Origin of the sequence: Desulfosarcina sp. (assembly GCF_033791525.1) — a bacterium.
Classification (GTDB): Bacteria; Desulfobacterota; Desulfobacteria; order Desulfobacterales; family Desulfosarcinaceae; genus Desulfosarcina.
Genome location: NZ_JASJGN010000125.1, coordinates 1 through 20,846 on the forward strand (window position 1 = coordinate 1; position 20,846 = coordinate 20,846).

The following is a 20,846-nucleotide window of genomic DNA, read 5'->3' on the forward strand; positions in this document are numbered from 1 at the left end:
ACGGGTGTCTTCACCTGGACGCCGACTGAAGCACAGGGTGGATTGACCCCGTCTGTCACCGTTACCGTAACCGACAACGGCACCGGCAACCTGATCGACAGTGAGACATTCACCATCACCGTCAACGACATTAATGTGGCACCGGTACTGGGTGCCATTGGTAATCAAACGGTGGATGAACTGGCCACCTTGACCTTTACCGCTACCGCCAGCGATGCGGATCTTCCCGCAGACACCCTGACCTACACCCTCGATGCGGCATCCATCGCATTGGGTATGAGCATCGATGCCAACACGGGTGTCTTCACCTGGACACCAACCGGGGCCCAGGGCGGTATCACCCCGTCTGTCACTGTCACGGTTACTGACAACGGAACTGGCAATCTATTCGACAGCGAAACCTTCACCATCACCGTAAACGAGATAAACGTCGCCCCGGTTTTGGGAGCCATCGGTAATCAAACCGTTGATGAGCTGGCCACCCTGACGTTCACTGCCACCGCCACTGACGCAGACCTACCAGCCGACACGTTGACCTATAGCCTGGATGCCGCCTCGATTGCATTGGGCATGAGCATCGACGCCAATACGGGTGTCTTTACCTGGACCCCGACCGAACTCCAGGGTGGGTTGACGCCGGCTGTCACTATCACTGTTACCGATAACGGTACCGGCAACCTGGTGGACAGTGAGACGTTTACCATTACCGTCAACGACATCAATATCGCACCATCAGCTGTGAACAACAGCTTCAGTGGCAACGAAGACACCGTGATTGCCGGTAATGTCTTGGCCAACGACAGCGATGTGGACGGCGACAGCCTCACCGCCAGCCTGGTCAGCGGACCCTCGCACGGCAGCCTGACGCTCAATGCCGACGGCAGTTTCAATTACACTCCCGATGCCAACTGGAACGGGACCGACAGCTTTACATACAGAGCCAACGATGGTGCTCTGAACTCGAACGTGGCGACGGTGGCGGTCACCGTCAACCCGGTCAACGATGCACCAATTGTGACCTCTGCTGGGGTGACTGCCGCCACCGAGAATGCGGCCTATAGTTACACCATCACTACCACTGACCCGGATAGCGGGACGAGCCTGACCATCTCCGCTGCAAGCCTGCCAAGCTGGCTGAACCTGGTTGACAACGGTGATGGCACCGCTACCCTGTCCGGCACCCCAAACAATACTGATGTGGGTACTCACAACGTGGTGGTGACGGCCTCCGATGGCCTCCTTACCGACACGCAGGGATTTACAATTACTGTAGCCGGGACGACCACGGGCTCGGGACCGCCTGTCGATGATACCGATACGGACGCGGACGACGATTCGGATACGGGTGACCCGACTGATGCAGCGCCTGGCGAAGATCCCCCTGCCGAAGATGATCCCGAGCCGATAACCGACGAATATTTGACAGTGGACTATACATCCGATCCAGATGAGTCATTCGTGCTGATGAATGACCCGCAATCCGGTGAGACTCAAGATATTATTTACCTGACCGATGAAAACGATGCAGACACCCGGCCCGAATCGCGAAAGGACAGGCGTGCATACACTTATTTCGACAACGATTTGTACAAAGAAATCGCTGCTGAAGAACATTTGCATGTTAATTTTGAAGCACCTGAAGTATCCACGGCCAACAACGAGTTGACCGATAGTGACGGCATAGATATTGCGTATGAGGAGTGGGAGCGGTTGGTCAACAATGAGGAATACGACCATCTGCGGGAGGAAATCGACGAGACGTTCCAATCGGAACAACAGGCGAAAGCGGTGAAAGCGAAAATTGTCACCGCATCCATGACAACCTTTACCGTCGGTATCGTCAGCTATTTTTTACGGGCCGGATCAATGGTTGCCAGCATGGTGTCAACCTTGCCGCTTTGGCGCGGCTTTGACCCGATCGTCATTTTTTCCGGTAAGAAAAAAGATAAGAAAGGCAAAGAAGAGGCACCGGATAACGTCTCACAGCAACCGGAAACCTTATTTGACCGCGATGAGCAATGATATTTAAAACCCCTGCCATACGGCTCAGCATTGCGCTGGCTTTGTTGATAGTCAATCTGCTGATTGTGGCCGACCAGATCGGGTTGATCCCCGACGCCTCTGAATCGGCTCTCGAGCTGCGCAAGGGATTGAGTGAATCGCTGGCGCTGCAGTTCGCTTCCGCGGCTGAAAAAGGAGAATTAAACACCATCCGCAACACGCTGCGGGCGGTGGTGGAGCGCAACAAAGACATCCGCTCGGCGGCGATCCGCACGGATAACGGCAATTTGATTGCCCTGGTGGGTGAACACCTGGCGCACTGGAAACCCCCGGTCGATGGAAAATCGACGCCGACCCATGTCCATGTACCGGTGTATCGCAACGATGAAAAATGGGCCACGGTGGAAATCCGCTTCGCCCCTTTCTGGTCAGGCAATACCGGTATCGTGTTGGCCAGTTCTTTTGTCGAGCTGCTGATCTTTATCGGCCTGAGCAGTTTTATCTGCTATTTCCTGGTCATCAAACGGACTTTGCGCGAACTCGATCCCACGGCAGTAATTCCGAAACGGGTCCAGAAGGCCTTCGATGCGCTTCATGAAGGGGTGCTGATTCTGGACAAAGACGAACAGATCGTGATGGCGAACCATTCCTTTGCCGCCTTGTTCGGTAAGTCGCCCGAAACCATGCTCGGATTGAAAGGATCGGAACTGGGCTGGTTGAATTGTAAAACGTCGGAACAGGTCAGGCAACTGCCCTGGTTAAGGGTGCTGCAAGACGGTCGAGAACATATTGGCGCATCCCTGAGCTTGCTGGACAATCAGGGCAGAAAGATCAAGCTTGCCGTCAATGTAACGGTGCTGACCGACAATGCGGGGTCATCTCGCGGCACCCTGTTGACCTTTGACGATATCACCCAGTTGGAGGAAAAAAATTTTGAACTGAACAATATGTTAGAAAAGCTTCAGTCGGCCAATGATGAAATCCAGGTGAAAAGTCAGGAGCTCGAGACCCTGGCCAACCGCGACCCCTTGACGCTCTGTTTAAACCGGCGCTCACTGGCTCAATATTTCGACGAATTGTTTACTCAGGCAAAAGCGGATGGCGGTCATCTGTCCTGCATGATGCTGGATATCGATTTCTTCAAATCGGTTAATGATCGTTTTGGGCACGCCACGGGGGATCAGGTGATCAAGGCCGTAGCCGATGTTCTCAAAACTTGCACCCGTGAGACCGACCTGGTCGGGCGCTACGGCGGTGAAGAGTTCTGTGTGGTATTGCCCACGCTGGCTCTGGACACGGCCGTTAAAATTGCCGAGCGCATCCGGCAGGCCATCGAAAAAAGTTCCTGTTCAGGGGTCAAAATCACGGCAAGCCTGGGGGTCGCCGCCATTGAATCAAATGCCAATACGCCCGACGAATTGATCAACCAGGCCGACAAAGCACTCTATGCAGCTAAAAAAAGCGGCCGGAACCGGGTTATCATCTGGGGGCAGGATAGTGATGCTGTCGCCGACGTGGAGAGCGGCCCGGAAACGCAGGAACCGGTTGTACAACCGGGGCAATCGACACCGATGGATACGGATCAGGCGCAATTGCAACGTCGTGTAGTGGAGTTGGAAGGACTACTGGAAAAACGCACCTTAGAGATCGAACACTATGAAATGTATGATCTGAAGACCGGTTTGCCGACCCGCTCGCTGTTTGAAGATCGCATCGCCCATGAGATCGCCCGGGCTAAAAGAAAGAATTATCTGGTAGCGGTATTGTCGTTGACCATCGACACAATCAAACGGATACACGAAACAATCGGGCGCAAGGTTGCCGGACAATTGGTCAAAGCCTGTGGACATCGCTTGAACGTTGTCATCCGCGAAAATATCGACACGGTGGCCGTATTCGATAATGTTAAAGGCATGTCAACGGTGTCGCTGATCAACGAGATGGAGTTCGGCATCCTGCTGACCGATATCCAGCAGGTCGACCATGTTACCTGGGTGATGAAACGGTTGCTGGATTCCTTCGATAAACCGTTCACGATCAATGGGCATGAAATATATACCTCTGCCTATTTCGGGGTCAGTATCTTCCCCCACGATGGACAGACTGTGGAGGCGTTGTACAGCAGCGCCACCAATGCCTGCAGTTATGCCCAAAAACTCAACGGGAACGATCGCTATTTGTTCGCGTCCGAAGATCTGAATAACAAGGCGGCCAACCAGCTAAAGATTGAAAATTCACTGCATGAAGCTATTGAGAATGATGAACTGCAACTGCACTATCAACCCAAGATCGATTCTGCGACGCAGCAGATTGCTGGATTTGAAGCCCTGCTTCGCTGGCAGAGTGGACGTCTGGGGTTTGTACCGCCGGATAAATTTATCCCGGTTGCGGAGCAGGCCGGGCTGATCGACAGGATCGGCGACTGGGTTATTTATACCGCATGCCGACAACTCAGGTCCTGGATGGATTCAGGACTGGCGGTCAAGCCGATCGCGGTCAATATCTCGGGGGTCCAGCTGCGTCAACAAAATCTGGCCAGCCGGATTGCGCATATTCTTGACGAATTCAATATAGATAGGAGTCTACTTGAAATCGAGTTGACGGAAAGCTCTCTAATTACTACCGACGATAAACCTTATGCCGTGCTGAACCAGATCAAGGATATGGGCATTCGGGTGACCATGGACGATTTTGGTACTGGATATTCGTCACTGTCTTATTTAAGGAAAATCCCGCTTTCCTGTCTGAAAATTGACCGGTCTTTTATATCTGATCTCAATAAAAATGAAAATGCCGATAAACTGGTCGCATCCATCGTGTCCATGGCCCATGAGCTGGGGCTCGACGTGGTTGCGGAGGGGGTCGAGGAAAAGCACCAGGCCGATCACCTGGTTGCTCTGGGTTGTGAATATCTGCAGGGATATTATTTCAGCCGCCCAGTACCCCACGACGAGGTTGTGGACATGTTACAAAAACAACCGATGGCGCTGGCGAGTTAGGATTGGGAATAAAGCTGGTCAAGTCACCGATAGCGTCTACAATTCTCAACCAAACGATATATACGAGGAAGAGACGTCGTGTTTCAAACTGTTGTAAAATCAGCACAACTGATTTCGTTGCCAGATATCTATCTTAAATTGAAGGAATTGGTTGACGATCCGGATTTTACCATGGCGGAAGTCGCCCTTTTGGTGGGCCGTGACCCGGGTATGGCCACCCGTTTTCTGCGGGCGGTCAACAATCCTGTGAATCGACGGGTTCGTCAAATCGAAACCATCAGCCATGCGGTGAGTCTACTGGGAATTCGCCAGGTTCATGACATCGTTCTCAGTGCCTCGGTAGCCCAAGCTTTCGAGGGGATTGAAAATGACGTGATGAACATGAAAAAATTCTGGCAGCGCAGTTTTTACTGTGCCGTGATGAGCAAAATGCTTGCTGCTGAATGCGAGGTGATGGACAGTGATCGACTTTTCGTGATGGGCCTGCTGCATGATATCGGCCATCTGTTTATGTATATGGCCATTCCGGAAGAATCCCAAAAAGCCCTTTTAGATGCAAGGAAACTGGGTCGACCCTTGTACCAGGTGGAAAGGGATGCGCTCGGGTTTGATTATGCACAGGTGGGTGGCTATGTGATGAGACAGTGGGACCTGCCCAAAAAGCTCCAGGCCATCACCTATTTTCACCCCGAACCGGACAAAGCGACTCACTATATCGCGGAAACATCGTTGTTGCATCTCAGCGCCTTGCTGGTGTTGTCTGAACTTGAAGAAGGCGTTTTCGGGGAAGGGGCTTTTGCTGTTGATCCCACAGTCTGGTCTACAATTGACATGACGGTTGAACAATGCCTGAATTTCAGGAACACCGCGGCAGATGAGTATGCAGAAGTTGCAAACAGTATCTTTTTATAGGGCTGTTTCCCGTATGGTATTTGGTTTCGTTATCACAGGCCGTTCAATGGCATTCAATAAAACTGTTTATCGCCTAATCTTCTATCTGTGTTGGATCGCGTCGGTCCCTTTATACGCGCAGGCTCAGGTGACGACGCTCTACCAATCAGTCGAGCAGGCGCTATCTTTTAGTCCGCAGCTGCAGGCACTGGTCCACAGCAACGAGGCGATTGAATACGACCTCAAGCGAGCCCGTGCGGGCTACCGCCCTTCGATCGATCTTCTGCTGGGGTACGGTGCCGGACAGCATAGCGACAGCGTTGCCCGACTACCTGGCGCCGATCCGTCGGATTCTGAATGGAATTCCCGGGGAGATGCCACGTTGAGATTGACCCAGAAGGTTTATGACGGTGGCGAAACCAGCCAGACTGTGTCCATCCAGCGGGCCATATTGGAATCAGCTGACTATGGCCTTCAAGAGGCAACCCTGGCGTTTTCCCTGAATGCGATAAGCGCCCACCTTGATGTATATCGGCAGCGTGAACTGGTTGCCCTGGCTGAAAAGGATCTCCAGGTTCATCAGGATATCTACCGGGCACTTTCCGATATCGAACAGGCCGGCTATGGCAATATCGCCGATGTTACCCAGACCCAAACCCGGATGTTACGGGCCCAGTCGGTCCTGATTATCAGCCAAAGCGACCTTAGCGGAGCGATTTCAAATTATGAACGTGTGGTTGGTGTAAAGCCGGGAGAATTGGCCTTCGCTAAACTTCCGAATACCATGCCCGGTTCTCTGGAGGATGCATTGACGTGGGCGGAGCAGAAAAATCCCGGACTGATTGCCATCAACGCCAGGGTTCTGGAGGCCGAAGCCCGAGTGGATTTGGCCCGCTCCGCCTACAAACCAAAATTCAATGTTGAATTGAGCAGTCGCTACCACGATCAGCTTGAAGGGGATCCATCCTGGCAGCATACCAACGATGCCATGTTGGTCATGCGCTGGAACCTGTTCAAGGGAGGTCAGGATAAACAAGCGACCAACGCGGCCCTGTCGCGAAAATATCAAAGCCGCTCGAACCGGGATGACAAGCTGATTGAACTTCGCGAATCGACCGCTATCGCCTGGGCTGATTACCTTTCTCTGCAGAGCCAAAAAAAAGCCTACCGGGTAGCGGTGGATTCAAGTAATCAGACCTTTGACGCATACATGAAACAATACAGTGTTTCCCGTCGAAGTCTCCTCGATGTCCTCAATGCCGAGAAAGAATATTTTCAATCCGCCCGTCAGCTGGTTAGCGTCAGTGTTGACGAGATTATTACCGCTTACCGTATTCTGAGTCTTGGTGGAGAACTGCAGGTTGCGGAAACCACAGGCGTTGAGGAGATTCCCACCGATCTGAGCAGGCTATCACAAGCAATTGTATTACCCGCTGCGGTTCAATCTTACCGGGCTGAATCCCGGACAGCGCAGTCCCATCAAACTCAGGGCACGGGTTCCGATTCTGTAGGAACCAAAGACCACACTGCTCCGGCTAAAAGGCCTGATACACGCTCAGTGGCCAATGCGGGCCTGCTCAATTCGATCGAAATCGGCCCTTGCAACAAAGAACGAGTGATGGCACAGGCCATAGACAGATTGCAGGACCTCGGATTCGATGCCCAATCAACATTGTGTACCAGCAGGGTCAAGGTCACCCGGCTGCTCGAGGGACGGTATATTCCTGAATCGGCCTACGTGCGCTTGGAGACCATACGGAAATCGGTTGACGCCTTTGTTTTGCCTGAAGGCGACAAGCTCGCTATATATGTGGGCTCCTTCCACAATTACGAAGAGGCCGTTCGCTACGCCCAGCTGCTTGCAGAGAAAAATATCGAGGTGACCCCGATTGCGGCTGAAATAGACATGCAGGGCAAGATGCTGATTGTGCAGCAGGTCGATCGACTAAGCGCCGAGAAAATTTCAGAACAGATGTCCGAGCTTGGACTAACCACTAATACTGTCACGCCAGGGTCCTAGTCGGTAAGATAGACAACGACCAATATTTTCTTGAGGACCTTCGAATCAAGGTAATCTTTGTAAGGCCCTCGCCCTGTGCTGGCCCCTATTTTGCCTTATTCCGCTCACACTTGACAGCACCGGAAGGAAAAGAATCACTTGGCGTTGTATATGCCACCACAAACCATTACAGGGCCCAGAATACATGTAGCTGCTAGTAAATACAAATGGCATTGCTCTGACAGGACTGCCCTCTGATTCATGCGTTAATGGTCGCGTTGTTGCCGACGGTTAGGCCGCCAACCGCGGCTTAGGTCTTGGGTTCAAAGCTGAACTTCTGCCCGCCTATGGAGGCTTCAAACATCAGTCCGCCTTTAGCATGGACGAACACGGCTATGCCCTTATGGTAACTTGTGGAGGCCTGCTTCCCGGTGGCCGGGCCGGCGCTGGCACCGGCACTGGCGCCTTCGGTACCGGCACTTGCCTGCGCGCCAGCAGTAATGGCAACCGCGGACGCATCGGCGCCCAATTCGAAGCTGCCGCTGGTGAATTCATCATAGGCACGCTTGTCCTCAAAAAAGACCAACTGGCTAAAGGCCTGCCCACCGGCTTGAAGGCCGATGGTTCCCTTGATCAGTTTGGCGGTGCCGGTGACCTTGCCTTGCACATATACTTGCCCGGTGCCGTATGAGCCCCCGACAACGAACCCCCCTTTGCCCACTGTCGGAAAAACCGCATAACCATAGCAATTGTCGATAAAGGGCTTCACCGCCGGCGATTTTTTAAAAACATCAACGGTATCGGAATATTGATCGGCATGGGCAACGTTGAAACTGGCTGCTGCCATTACCAGAAAGACAGGCAAGGCAAACCAATTAATTATCTTCATGATGACTCCTTTTTAAAATTAGGGTGTTGAAAAACATTTTGAGCGCAGGAAAGACAACGCATAACCTGGCCGTAAAGCCTTCAAGTCGATTTCGAGACGAATGTATATTAATCACGAGATGCTGAATGGCAAGCGTTGGAAGCATCAAGCTTGATGAAGTCGTAAAAAGTCTCATTTTAAACGGATTCGTAAAAAGCCCGAGATCAAGGCTTGCGAATTTGAAGGAATGAGGCGTACTTATGATTACATAACCAATATCCGGTTTGCAGGCGATGTAGCAGCGTCTGTCGTCAGGTGCCTAGCCGTTGGTGGAGGAGTCGAGATTCATGAGCATGAGGTTTTATCGTTTGATATCGCTCAATTTCGAGCCCTGGGTCTTGACAGGTCCGGCAGATCTTCTCATTAATCGGATTGTCAAATATCACCGCGAACCCCCTGTCCTGAGAGCGCATCACGGTTCCTGTTACACTGGACTTTTGGTCTAAGGCAGACACCGGAAAATGCAGGCTGATTCGCTGCCCATCCTTGATCGCTCTCCAGTTGCCGATATAGATGCCTCCCGAACTAACGTCCCTGACCAGATCCCGATACGTCACCGAGTTGACGGTGTACTTCACGGTAAACGCGGCGGCGTGGCGGGGATAGCGACGTCGTTCCGATCCTGTGTTCATGGCGACGTTCACCTTGTCCCGCAACTTGCCAGAGCACCTGAATGTCACCACCCGTCTCGCCGGAAGGGTTACGTTCTCACCCGTGACCAGGTTGCGGCCCTTCCTTTGCTTCTTATCCCGGACGCAGAACTTACCGAACCCGCTGACAAGTAGATCATCACCCGACGCCAGTGTCGCCTTGATAATCTCAAGGAGGGACTCTACGATTTCAACAGATTGATTCTTGGGTAATCTGAGTTCATTGTAGACTTGTTTAATGATGCCATATTTCGTCAGTGCCATGGTTTCTCCTGTCTGATCCAGGCGATGATTACAGTTCCAAAGATAATGCCGATGATGCCTAACAATCGGTGTGTCCGATCAGAGATGTCATTTTCATGGTCAGTGACTCCTCAGGCAGACGGGCGTGGTCCTGTCAGGTGAAACAACTCCACGTTTACAAAAATTCCGTTTCTTGTCAAGGGTTTGGTGCTTATATGATTGGGTAGGCGGGATTGTATCAGGAGATTGACTTCAGACCGCTATCCCGAATAGAGAGGATCTCGTTGCAGGACGGACACGTTCCACTGAAGATAAATTCCTTGTCGACCAGTCGGGGATGGAAGGCGCGGGAGAGTTCATTTAAATTGATAAAATGCTTGCAGTGAGGGCAGGCACTGCCGACTTGGGTGGGCGATTTGAACACATTGCGCTTATGGGCCAGGACCAGTAGAAACAGCAGGTTAAATCCGACCAGGCCGGCCAATGCCCCCTTTATCACCCAACCGGGTGCCTGTTTGTGTACCGAGAGGGCAGCCGCCTGTTTGACCATGGCAGCGCCGGTGGCTTTGGATGTTCCCGCTTTTCCGGCCATGAGTGCCAGTTTGGCCAGAGGCAACAGATGTATAGCCATGCTGGATTCCTTTACTCGAGTGGTAGAAATTAAAACACCATATCATCTTACACAATCGCCATTATACTGTAAATAAAGATTAAACATCATCGGTTTCCCGGTCGCCAGCGGCAGCACGCAACAGCGCAGCGCGCTGGTTGGGGTCGAGGTACGTTGACATCCAGTCAAGCGGAGTTATCCCTTGGGTTGACGGTTGGTTGAGACTGGCGCCATTTTCAATGAGCAACCGAGCGACCTCGATACTACCGTTTCGCACGGCAAAGTGAAGCGGCGTCAAACCGAAGCTTGGGTCGACGGCATTTACCGGGTGTCCCTCTTCAAGGAGCCTGCGAACGGTATTGATGTTGCCGGTCTTGGCGGCTTCATGAAGTTTGCAGTACTTCACGTACTTGTAATACGTGAGGCCTTCCCTGATGAGAAAAACAACCAGGACGACAACGATAATGGGCAGAATTTTTATCACGGTTTCCATCGGTCAGTTTCCAGAACAGCCCTTACGATCGGACATGTCGACTATAGAATTTAGCAGCCTGCCAGGGATATGAGGATGCATAACCAAAATAAACCCCAATGTTGCATAAAAATACTTGATATAGTCAAGTTGTTATCATTTTCTGGATGTCACGAATGGTGAAGTCCAAGAATGTCACGGTTTTTCTCATTGTTTTTACCTTTCAGGAAAGCTGGAGGACTTCAGATTCCCGTCTTCAACGGGATCTGCGACCCGCGTAGTCAAGGGATCGCGGTAGCCGATTACAGCTTCACCCTTGACGCCTTGGCTCTGAAGCCCTCCAGCTTTTGCAACGTTGGGGTAAAGCTTGTTTTGTTTGTAAACCAACAATCGGTCGATTTTATCCAACCAAAGGTTGAACCCTCGACAGTAAACGTGTCAGCTTTTCCTAAAAAATAAGGATGAGAAGCGACTGAACAAATATTGGATAGCCTCGATTTTAAAGATCCAGCCCCACAACCCGGTTAAAACAATAAAAACTCCTGAAACGATACAGATCACTGCCAGGTTGGTGACCAGCGTCTGGCTGCCGAGGCTCATTTGGAGCGCGCCGTGCACCAGCCAGAGTATTGCCCCGATGACCAGTGCGCCAATGGCTGCGTTCAGATAGGCGCGATACACACCGATGGCGGCCGTATTCTTGCTGCGCCGATTCCAGACGGAAAACAGGAGGATAGTCTGGAGGATGGCAGACACGGATATGGCCAGGCCAACCCCGGCAACGCCCATCATCTTTAACCCGGCCCAGTACACCGGCAGGCCCAGAACCACGGCAATGGTGCCGAAAAGCGCCGGCAACAGGGTGTTTTGAGTCGCATAGAAACCACGATTGACGACGGTTTGGGAGATGAAGGCAACCGCTCCAACCATCAGGCAGGACAACGTCAAGGCCGTCATTTTCGTATCTTCAGGAGAAAATCGGCCCCGCTCAAAAAGCACGTAGACAATTTCATGCCGCAGCACAGCCACCAGAATGGATACCGGGATGACGATGGATAGGTAACGCAAGATGGTGTTGATGACATCATTTAACTCTGACAGGCGCCCTTGAACGGCCAGCTGCGCCATATAGGGATAGGAGGCGACCCCTACGGCCTGTCCGAAGAAGCCGACCAACATCAGCATGACACGCATGGCATAATCAATCCACGCAATGGCTCCCGCCGGCAGGAAGCTGCCGAAGAATTTTGAGAACAGTTCCGTCGAGAAAACCATGGTCAGCCCGATCATCAGGGGTAAGGTCAATAAGACATAGCGCCGAAGGTCCGGGTGGGTGAAGTCCATGGCGGGCCGATATTTGATGCCGATTCGAACGGCACCGAGGATCTGGATCGCAAAGCTGCCTATCGCTGCACCCGCCAGAGCGCCCCAGCAAAAACCCTCCACGCCCAACCGGCGGCCGAGCAACCACCCGCCGGAAATGATGCCGAGATTGTAAATCAAAGGTGCCAGGGCCGGGAACAGGAAGCGCTTCTTTGCATATTGCACCGCCATCAGCATGCCGCCGGCGAAGAAGAAGAATTGGGCCGGCAGGGTAATACGGGTCATTCTTACGGCCAGAGCGATAAATTGAGGGTCATGGCGCCCCGGTGCCAAAAGGGGCACCACGATGGGGGCCACAATCATTCCCGCCACGATGAGCACGATGAGGAGGATTCCGAACACTGTCGAGATATTGGAAAAGGTTCGCCATCCATCGATTTCCTTCCCTTCGGCCAGGTAGCGCGAGAAAATGGGGATGAAGGTCACCGATAAGAAGCCGCTGGCCAGGATGTGATTGAGTATTTCGGGCAACACGAACGCCACGCGATAGGCATCGACTTCCGTTCCGGCTCCCGCCATCGCGGCAAGCAACATCTCTCTGGCGATGCCGGTGAGGCGACTGAGGAAAATGCTGGCCATCATGATAATGGTGGCCACACCTATTTTACTGAACTCACCTGACCCTTTGAGAGGATTCATGGCTTGATCGCCGAAATATTACTGCTCCTTACTCCGATTGTTTTCCCGATGTCCTGCTAAACGATTTTTCAACGGCCAACCCAATAATTCTTAAGTTGACCGATCGATCTCATGGACTATATTCGGGAGTTGACCATTTTTAGCCTGAAGGACGTCAAGAAGCTTATCAAAAGCTACGGCGAACCCGTCAGAATCAGCGCGAACCACCGTTCCAGAGACCTTGATCGTATTGTCAAAGCGAAACAATGGAAATTCGAGTACGATGGACTGCCCTTCGGCAACCTTCCTGGATGTCCGGATGAACAGGCCACCCGCACCAATGTTCTTGATCACATCCCGGTGAGTTCCCTCTTTAACCGTATACGCAGCGATGATATAGGAGGTGCGGCGTGAGCGTTTCTGGCGATTCTGTTGGCGCTTCATTGCTCCTCATTCGCTTTCTTCCGCAACTTGCCGGAACGCTTGAATGTTGCCACTCGCCTTGCCGGAAGGATGGCATCCCTGGTTGCATTTTTCAAGATGGCTGCCAACGATCCGACGCCAAGACAAGTTTTCTCATGCGATGATGCGGACGACACTTATCCTCAGCCAAATACGATTGGATAACTAGTGTCCATCCAGAAATAGGCAAATTGGCCATTTGTGGATCGACACTAACTAGGGAAGCCTGTATATAACCCCACCCCAGGTGACACCCGCGCCCAGGCCAATGAACATGACATTGTCGCCGGACTTGAGCATCCCTTTCTCAATCAGCTCATCCAGGGCGATGGGAATCGTGGCGGCGGTGGTGTTTCCATAGTGCTGAATGTTATTATAGATCTTATTTTCAGGAATATTCATGCGCTTCCTGAAGGCTTCATTGATTCGCAGGTTGGCCTGGTGGGGAACGACCATGTCAATATCCTCCAATTGCATACCGGCTTTTTCCAGCAGTTCCCGGGCCACTGTCGGCAGTCGGGTGACCGCCAGTTTGAACACGGCTTTTCCGTCCATGTAGGGTAAATACTCCTGTCTGGCCTGCACCTCAGCGTTCATGACCGGGCCGCTTTTTCGGGAAGGGACGCCCACGCGCAATACGTCGGCATATTTTCCATCAGCATGAAAGACAGCCGCCAGAATGCCGGTCTCTTCGTCGGTCTCTTCAGCCTCGATGCAGACTGCGCCGGCACCGTCGGCGAAAATGACGGCGGTATCGCGATTCTGCGTGTTCAGTTCCAGAAACCGGCTCTGGGTTTCGGCCCCGACCAGCAGGATTTTCCGCGCCTTGCCACTTTTAATGTAGGCATCGCACAATTCCAATCCATGCAGAAAGCCGGTGCACTGTTGGCGAATGTCCAGTGCCGGGACTTTTTCAGCCCCCAACTTGTGCTGCAGAATGACGCCGGAGCCGGGAACGTAGACATCCGAGGTCATGGTGGCAAATACAATCAAGTCCAGATCGGTGGGGGCCCACCCGGCTCTCTCAAGGGCGATCGTTGATGCTTCCAGTGCCAGATCCGACGTGCCCAGGTCATCACCTGCGTTGACCCAATACCTGGCCTCGATCCCCGTGCGTTGACGAATCCATTCATCCGAGGTGTCCATCAATTCAGACAGCTCATGGTTGGTGACGTGTCGGTCCGGCACATACCGGCTGGTGCTTTTAATGATCGATCGATTCATGATTTGATAATCCATGCGTTGTCGGCAACTCAGGGATGCTGAGACAAGGGGCTGTCGGCCAGACCACTGCGCCGAGTTGAAATTGATTGTATGTGGCGAGAATCAAAATACAAATACCTGAACCCCATCCAACAATCAAGTCAGATGTTGCCCGATATCGCCTGGAAAATAGAGCGGATCGGCCACTGACGTGCTGTTTTTTCATGTTCACCTTGCCGGCCCGCGCCAGCCCTTCCCCCGAAAGGGCAGACAGGGAATAGCTTCTAATCTTACAAAAAAACAGGTGTCCCGGGTGGAGGGTTACCCATGCCGAGGCCGGGTTGGCAGGGGCTATTCTTGCGGCAGGATTTTCAGCTGTTCGGCCAGGGTCCAGAAATACAATGTGACCGGTTGGGCATTTTCATCCAGGCGGCTCAATTTCACCTTGGCGATGCTTTCGTCAACCGTCACTACTTCGACCCGGACATCTCTCGGCGAAAGAAAGATTTTTTCGGAATTCAGCAGCCTCCGTGCTGCGGCGCGGTTTTGGCTGTTTATAAAATTTTGATATTCTTCCATCGACGATTGAAATGCCGATACCAGCGAATATGCTGGTATGACAGCCGCCTGATTGGCATAAGCCGGCATCGCGGCAAGGATCAGGGCGGCAAGAATGAAAATGGCGATTTTCACTGTCATTGATAACACTCCCATGTCCCGCCACAGCCACCTTATGTGGCTGCGCGGAGTCTTCAATCTGCTGAATGGATATATCGGCATTTTTGATGAAATATTTAGGCGCTAACGTACAAATAGTTTGCCGCTTGACGGATTTCAAAAAGAAACGGAACGTTAAGGATTTTGCCCGGAAACTGGGAAAAAACCGGCCCGGAGCGAAAGCTACCCGTTGCGGATGAACAAGAGGGCCTCAAAAATTTTCTGCCTGCCCATGGTCGCGCGGCGCCCGTGAACGGTGACCGCTTTCTGACGGCCGTTGTCAAGACGCTGCCGGTTTTAACCCCCGTCGCAGTCCAATCCGTTGATATTCCATATTAAATATAATCGTCTAAAAGTGGCACATTATTTGATAATAATTCTCTGATCGGGTGTTCCAGACACCGAGTCTATAACACCCGTCCGGAGAACGCACAAACCATACAAAGGAAGTCCGATGAACCATCCACGCCATCAACTTTATTGGATGACCCTCTATCTGGGGATTGTCGCCGTTGTCTGTCTGCTGATGTTTGCACCCCTGAAGATGGCCTTCATGGCCAACTGGGGGTTCAACCTGCTGATCCTGGCGGCACTGGTCGCCGGCATTGCCATTAACATGCGCCAGGTTTTCGCCCTGGAACCGGAACTGCACTGGATCAAGATGTTCCGTACGGGGAATATCGGGATTTCGGTCTCCGAGCCCACCCGCCTGATGAAGCCTCTGGCCAAGCACCTGGAGGGCCTCAATCGGGATCGCTTCTCACTGTCGGCCTTTTCCATGCGGACCGTTCTGGACGGGATTCGCGGGCGACTGGAAGAATCTCGCGACGTCTCCCGCTATATGATCGGGCTCCTGGTTTTCCTGGGCCTTCTGGGAACATTTTGGGGGCTATTGGGGACCATCTCTTCGGTCTGGCGCGTCATCGAGGGGATGGAGGTGGCCCGGCACGACTTTGCAGCGGTGTTCGAAAACCTTAAAACCGGTCTCCAGGGCCCCTTGAGCGGCATGGGTACGGCCTTCAGCTCTTCCCTGTTCGGCCTCGGCGGGTCGCTGGTCTTAGGGTTTATTGATCTCCAGGCGGGGCATGCCCAGAACCGCTTTTTCAATGAACTGGAGGAGTGGCTGTCCGAGGTGACGCATCTGATCGACAAGGCAGATGGCCAGGCGTCAGGCTTCGAGGCCCTGCCGATGCCCCAGGGATCTCATGAGATCAAGGACCAGCTGATCCTGATGACACAGGAACTGCGCGAAAACAACCGCATGGTCGCGCAGGTGCTGTCCGATCGACCATCTGCCACGCCCGCACCTGACGTTCGCTCTGTCGCGGCCATGAGTACCTGAGCCATGTCGACTATCGCCAAACGTTCCCCGCGTGAATTCAATGTCTGGCCCGGGTATGTGGACGCGCTCAGTGCGCTTCTCATGGTGGTCATATTTCTTGTCCTGATTTTTTCTATCGCTCAGTTCCTGCTGAGCCAGGTCCTCTCCGGGCAGGAGAGCGAACTGGCCCTTCTGCAGCGCAAAGTCAACGACTTGACGTCCCAGTTGGGGCTCGAAGACCAGCGCAACAGGGAGTTGGCGGCCACTATCACCGAATTGTCCTTCACGGTGGGCACCCTTACCGACACCAAAGCGATGCTGGATGATACGGTCACGCAGATGGCGGCCGGCGCCCGGCAGGATCAGACGCAGATCGAGCAGCAGCTGCTGATGATAGGCAGTCTGCACGAAGATATCGACGCCCTGCGGCTACTGCGCCGGGAACTCGAGGAGCGCATCGGCGGCATGACCACTGCGTTGCAGTCCAGCCAGACAGAGATCGGGATGCTGCGGGACCGCTCGAAAGCCCTTGAGGCCCGGATGGCCGATGCTCAGGAGCGCACACTGCTGGCCCAACAGGCTATCCAGCACAAGGAGATTCGGATTCAGGCCCTATCCGCTCTGATCGGTGAACAGGAGCAGGCCCTTTCGGAGGAGCGACGCCTTTCGGCCAGCGCCCGGGCTCAGATCGCCCAGTTGAACCGGAGCATCGCCGCCCTCAAGTCCCGATTGGAACAGGTCAGCCAGGCCCTGGACCTTGCCCACGGTGAAAGTGCGGTCAAGGATAGTGAAATCAAGGACCTTGGCAAGCGCCTGAACCTTGCCCTGGCTCGGCGGATCAACGATCTGGAAGCCTATCGGTCGGAATTTTTCGGCCGACTGAGACGGGTGCTGGGCGACAATCCCCTTATCCGCATCGAAGGCGACCGATTTGTTTTTCAGGCCGAGCTGCTGTTTGCCACCGGCTCGGCAGAACTTGGCACAGCGGGCATTCACCACCTCACCCAGCTGGCCGCCACCCTTAACGAACTGGTGGTCAGGATCCCGCCGGAGATCGACTGGATCCTGAGAATCGACGGTCACACCGACCGCGTACCGGTCACCTCGGGACGATTTCCCTCCAACTGGGAACTCTCCACCGCCCGGGCCGTCTCGGTGGTTCGCTTCCTGTCCAGCCAGGGAATTCCCGAGACCCACATGGCAGCTGCCGGTTTCAGTAAATTCCATCCCCTCGATCCGGCCGACACCCCGGCAGCTTACCGAAAAAACCGGCGGATTGAAATCAAGTTGACCGCCCGGTAACGGGCATCGCCGGTCAAAGGAATACACCACCGGACGACCATCCCTTTGGACTTCAGGGAGATCTTTGGCAAATCTGATTGTGTGCAGTCTCCGGAAATACCGGAGCTTAAAAGCAAAAGGATTGGAGAGCGGGAGAAGTAACTGCCGTGGACCATCGTCCCCGGCGGTTGAAATTGGCAGTCTACTGGAGGAATCGGTTTAGCTTGTAGAACGCTGCCTGCATTTCTAGTAACTTGCCCTGCATCAGCATACCAATCACCGCCATGCGACTATGAACATTGCCGGATTTATCCAGCACCCCGTCGATTTCCGCTTGATAGGCCCGCATGTGCGGGTGACGCTCCAGATAGCGTTCGCGATTCGCCAGGGCCTCCTGCAAGCGTTGGTTGGCTGCGGCTGGCGGCTGGCTTGGCACACAACGGCTATTATTGAGATTATTTTGCATGCTTCCACCTTCGATTGCTTCAATTCACCTATTTTCCAGTGTCAGTTTATTTTACCTTAAACACTGTTGAGATCGTGGTCCACCGCTTACCATCCGAATTCTTACTTTTACAGGGCTCATTTGAAGCGGTATGTTTAAACTCGCGGATGCATTCAACGCGGACACATCCGACCCGGAAATAGACTCAACATCATGAATCTGAAATGGACCGGTTTGATCCCGTTTTGCCCGGGGGATTCCAGGTGGCCGGCCAACTAATGCCCAGTTTAAAGAACCCATGGGCTTGTTTAAATGTACATAAATTTATTAACAACGGTAAATTCGGGTGCAGAGGAATATCTGACACCTGCAAAAAGGTGATTATCCCATGACCCAGCCCTGGCAAATCATTGAACGTGTTCCCACTGAAGCGGGCCTATTAGAACTGCGAAAGCGCGGGGAGCGCGATTTCCTGATCACCTTGGGCGGCCAAGTGCTCATGAACAGCATGGCCAACAGGTCCGAGGTGGCCCTCGGGCAACTTGCCTGTGGACACCTCAACCATTCAACCCAGCCGCTGGTGCTGGTGGGGGGGCTGGGCATGGGTTTTACGCTCAAGGCGGTACTCGACACCCTGCCTGCCGCGGCGTGCGTCGTGGTGGCAGAATTAAATCCGGTGGTGCTGGCATGGTGTCGGGGGCCTCTGGCCGCGCTGACTGACCATGCCGTGGCAGACGCACGGGTCAACGTAAAAATCTGCGATGTGGCCCAACTGATCCATGGCTATGCGAAAGACGATACACGGGAGAAATTGGATGCCGTCATCCTGGACCTTTATACCGGTCCATACGTTCGCAGCCACAAGCGCGACGACCCGCTCTACGGAAGTATCGCCATCAATACGACCCGGGCGGCCCTCAAACCGGACGGGGTTTTTGCCGTTTGGGGTGAAGACTACGACGCCGGCTTTGCCAAGCGCCTGGCGGCGGCCGGTTTTGTGTCAACCCGCCACCGGTCGGGGCGCGGCGGTTCCGGGCATGTGGTATATCTGGGAAGGAAAGACGCCGGCGCCGTCAAGGCAACGCTTTAGTGTCCCCTGTATTTTCATTACCATTTAACAACCGCTTGTTTGATAATACGCTGGTTGTTTGTCGGGATCACCTCTTCGCCAAAATCCCTTGGCATGGTGGCTCCAATCATGGAAACAGGTGCCAGGGGTGCTTTGCCGAACTTGATATGCCAGAAGTTGCATAACGACCATGTCGGTCTTACTGTTTAAATGAAACCCTGCCGAGCAGGGAATCATGGGTAAATTGAATTCTATTCATCTACCCTCCTCCTTGGGCAAGCCTGGATCCGGGCTTGCCCTCCTTTTTATACGACCGGCTTTGCTGAGGTCGTTATTCGCAGTCTTTTCCAATAGCAGAAAACCCGTGCCATGCCACGCCGATGGTGAAGGGTTTGGATGGTTCAATCGGTCGATCGTCTATGATCCGACTCAAGCCGTTTCCCGCAACCGCCATCAATAAGGTCCATCACCCGGTCCAGTGGGAGGGCTTCCCCGACAAATCCATTGTGTCCGGTGACGGTCGTGGCTTTGAACAGCGAGTTCAAGATGGCCTCTTCCGCCGCTTCGATGGCCGCCTGAAAGAGCGGCGAAACCCGTTCGTTGGGTAACTCAGCAATGGAAGAGAGGGCCCGGCGTCGCTCAGGGGTGCGGCGAACGTCATCCGCCACCGAAAAGGCGATGGCATAGTCCCCGGACCCGTTGGCGAATGAGGCGCCGGTGCGTGCCAAACCGAACAGGGCCCGTCGGGCCAGCCGTGACAGGTTCCGGTCCGACAGGGGCGCATCGGTAGCCAGAACGATCATTATCGAGCCGTCCGCATCGCCCGTTTCTAAACTGTCCTTGAGATAATACCGGCCCAGTGAGCGGCCCACCGGCAGGCCCAGAATCTGGAGGACACCGCCGAAATTGGACTGCACCAGCACACCGACCGAATATCCCCCCAGGCTATTGGGAATCAGGCGGGAACTGGTGCCGATGCCTCCTTTCCAGCCAAAAGCCATGGTCCCGGTGCCGGCACCCACGCTTCCCTCATCGACCGGGCCCCCGGTCGCATCATCGATAGCCCGGCGAATCATCCCGGGGGTCAGGGCACGACGCCGGATGTTGTTCAACCGGCCGTCATGGGTCTCGCCCACCACTGGATTGACGGTGGTTGCCGCTTTATTTCCCGGAAGCGCCAGCACCCAGTCGAGAACGGCCTCGGCTGCCCGGGGCACGCTAAGGGTGTTGGTCAGCACGATGGGGGTTTCGATCTCACCCAGTTCGCGGATCTGTGTGCTGCCCGTCAATTTGCCATACCCGTTGCCGACGGCAATGCCGGCGGGCACCTTGCTTTGATAAACATTGTTTGGATGCGGCAGTATTGCCGTTGCCCCGGTGCGAATATCGGCCCCTTCGATCACGGTGAGGTGTCCGACCCCAACGGGTTGAACATCGGTGATGGCGTTGAGCGGTCCGGTTGGCAGAACGCCCGGGGCAATGCCCAGTTCCCTGGCTCGTTTTCTCATGGATAGCATATTCACTCGATTCAGAATTGACGGATTCGTAAAAAGC

At 53.7% G+C, this 20,846-nt stretch carries 17 protein-coding genes; 7 read left to right on the forward strand and 10 right to left on the reverse strand.

Annotation, left to right across the window (positions count from 1 at the left end; genetic code table 11):
- The 4 genes from QNK41_RS05915 to QNK41_RS05930 all read left to right on the forward strand — a co-directional run.
- The coding region (locus QNK41_RS05915) for a tandem-95 repeat protein (protein ID WP_319254738.1) at positions 1 to 2,022 on the forward strand (2,022 nt) is incomplete at its 5' end.
- A complete protein-coding gene (locus QNK41_RS05920) occupies positions 2,019 to 5,000 on the forward strand; it encodes an EAL domain-containing protein (protein WP_319254740.1) in 2,982 nt (993 codons plus the stop codon). The genes QNK41_RS05915 and QNK41_RS05920, both read left to right, overlap by 4 nt.
- 78 nt (positions 5,001 to 5,078) lie before the next feature.
- The gene (locus QNK41_RS05925; protein WP_319254742.1) at positions 5,079 to 5,912 is read left to right on the forward strand and encodes an HDOD domain-containing protein; all 834 of its coding nucleotides are present in this window, start codon (positions 5,079 to 5,081) and stop codon (positions 5,910 to 5,912) included.
- Positions 5,875 to 7,911 carry a TolC family outer membrane protein gene (locus tag QNK41_RS05930; RefSeq protein ID WP_319254745.1) on the forward strand — a complete coding sequence of 679 codons (2,037 nt, stop codon included), beginning with the start codon at positions 5,875 to 5,877 and terminating at the stop codon, positions 7,909 to 7,911. The genes QNK41_RS05925 and QNK41_RS05930 overlap by 38 nt, the downstream gene beginning before the upstream one ends.
- Before the next feature lie 289 nt (positions 7,912 to 8,200).
- Here the strand turns inward: QNK41_RS05930 and QNK41_RS05935 are convergent, their stop codons facing one another.
- From QNK41_RS05935 to QNK41_RS05970, 8 genes are all read right to left on the reverse strand, one after another.
- Positions 8,201 to 8,779 carry a lipid-binding SYLF domain-containing protein gene (locus tag QNK41_RS05935; RefSeq protein ID WP_319254747.1) on the reverse strand — a complete coding sequence of 193 codons (579 nt, stop codon included), beginning with the start codon at positions 8,777 to 8,779 and terminating at the stop codon, positions 8,201 to 8,203.
- A gap of 290 nt (positions 8,780 to 9,069) precedes the next feature.
- Complete coding sequence (locus QNK41_RS05940) at positions 9,070 to 9,732, reverse strand: HU family DNA-binding protein (protein WP_319254749.1); 663 nt, start codon at positions 9,730 to 9,732, stop codon at positions 9,070 to 9,072.
- Between the two features lie 217 nt (positions 9,733 to 9,949).
- Positions 9,950 to 10,342, reverse strand: a complete 393-nt coding sequence (locus QNK41_RS05945) for a hypothetical protein (protein ID WP_319254751.1) — start codon at positions 10,340 to 10,342, stop codon at positions 9,950 to 9,952.
- Between the two features lie 79 nt (positions 10,343 to 10,421).
- Positions 10,422 to 10,814 (reverse strand): ankyrin repeat domain-containing protein, encoded by a 393-nt coding sequence (locus QNK41_RS05950; RefSeq protein WP_319254753.1) that lies wholly within the window; start codon positions 10,812 to 10,814, stop codon positions 10,422 to 10,424.
- Positions 10,815 to 11,231: 417 nt separating this feature from the next.
- A complete protein-coding gene (gene murJ, locus QNK41_RS05955) occupies positions 11,232 to 12,815 on the reverse strand; it encodes a murein biosynthesis integral membrane protein MurJ (protein ID WP_319254755.1) in 1,584 nt (527 codons plus the stop codon).
- A 90-nt stretch (positions 12,816 to 12,905) separates the two neighbouring features.
- A complete protein-coding gene (locus tag QNK41_RS05960) occupies positions 12,906 to 13,238 on the reverse strand; it encodes a PilZ domain-containing protein (RefSeq protein WP_319254756.1) in 333 nt (110 codons plus the stop codon).
- Positions 13,239 to 13,472: 234 nt separating this feature from the next.
- Positions 13,473 to 14,480: a beta-ketoacyl-ACP synthase III gene (locus tag QNK41_RS05965; protein ID WP_319254758.1), complete on the reverse strand. Its 1,008-nt coding sequence runs from the start codon at positions 14,478 to 14,480 to the stop codon at positions 13,473 to 13,475.
- A gap of 330 nt (positions 14,481 to 14,810) precedes the next feature.
- Positions 14,811 to 15,158 carry a hypothetical protein gene (locus QNK41_RS05970; protein ID WP_319254760.1) on the reverse strand — a complete coding sequence of 116 codons (348 nt, stop codon included), beginning with the start codon at positions 15,156 to 15,158 and terminating at the stop codon, positions 14,811 to 14,813.
- A gap of 472 nt (positions 15,159 to 15,630) precedes the next feature.
- Here QNK41_RS05970 and QNK41_RS05975 point away from each other — a divergent pair, with 472 nt between their 5' ends.
- Both QNK41_RS05975 and QNK41_RS05980 read left to right on the forward strand, forming a co-directional pair.
- On the forward strand, positions 15,631 to 16,518 hold the full coding sequence (locus QNK41_RS05975; protein ID WP_319254762.1) for a biopolymer transporter ExbB: 888 nt from the start codon (positions 15,631 to 15,633) through the stop codon (positions 16,516 to 16,518).
- A 3-nt stretch (positions 16,519 to 16,521) separates the two neighbouring features.
- On the forward strand, positions 16,522 to 17,799 hold the full coding sequence (locus QNK41_RS05980) for a peptidoglycan -binding protein (protein WP_319254763.1): 1,278 nt from the start codon (positions 16,522 to 16,524) through the stop codon (positions 17,797 to 17,799).
- Between the two features lie 181 nt (positions 17,800 to 17,980).
- Here the strand turns inward: QNK41_RS05980 and QNK41_RS05985 are convergent, their stop codons facing one another.
- Positions 17,981 to 18,244 carry a hypothetical protein gene (locus QNK41_RS05985; protein ID WP_319254765.1) on the reverse strand — a complete coding sequence of 88 codons (264 nt, stop codon included), beginning with the start codon at positions 18,242 to 18,244 and terminating at the stop codon, positions 17,981 to 17,983.
- 367 nt (positions 18,245 to 18,611) lie between these two features.
- On the opposite strand from QNK41_RS05985, the gene QNK41_RS05990 reads away from it, so the two are divergent.
- Positions 18,612 to 19,313 (forward strand): spermidine synthase, encoded by a 702-nt coding sequence (locus QNK41_RS05990; protein ID WP_319254767.1) that lies wholly within the window; start codon positions 18,612 to 18,614, stop codon positions 19,311 to 19,313.
- Positions 19,314 to 19,693: 380 nt separating this feature from the next.
- Here the strand turns inward: QNK41_RS05990 and QNK41_RS05995 are convergent.
- A partial coding sequence (locus tag QNK41_RS05995) for a P1 family peptidase (protein WP_319254769.1) occupies positions 19,694 to 20,846 on the reverse strand: 1,153 nt, incomplete at its 5' end.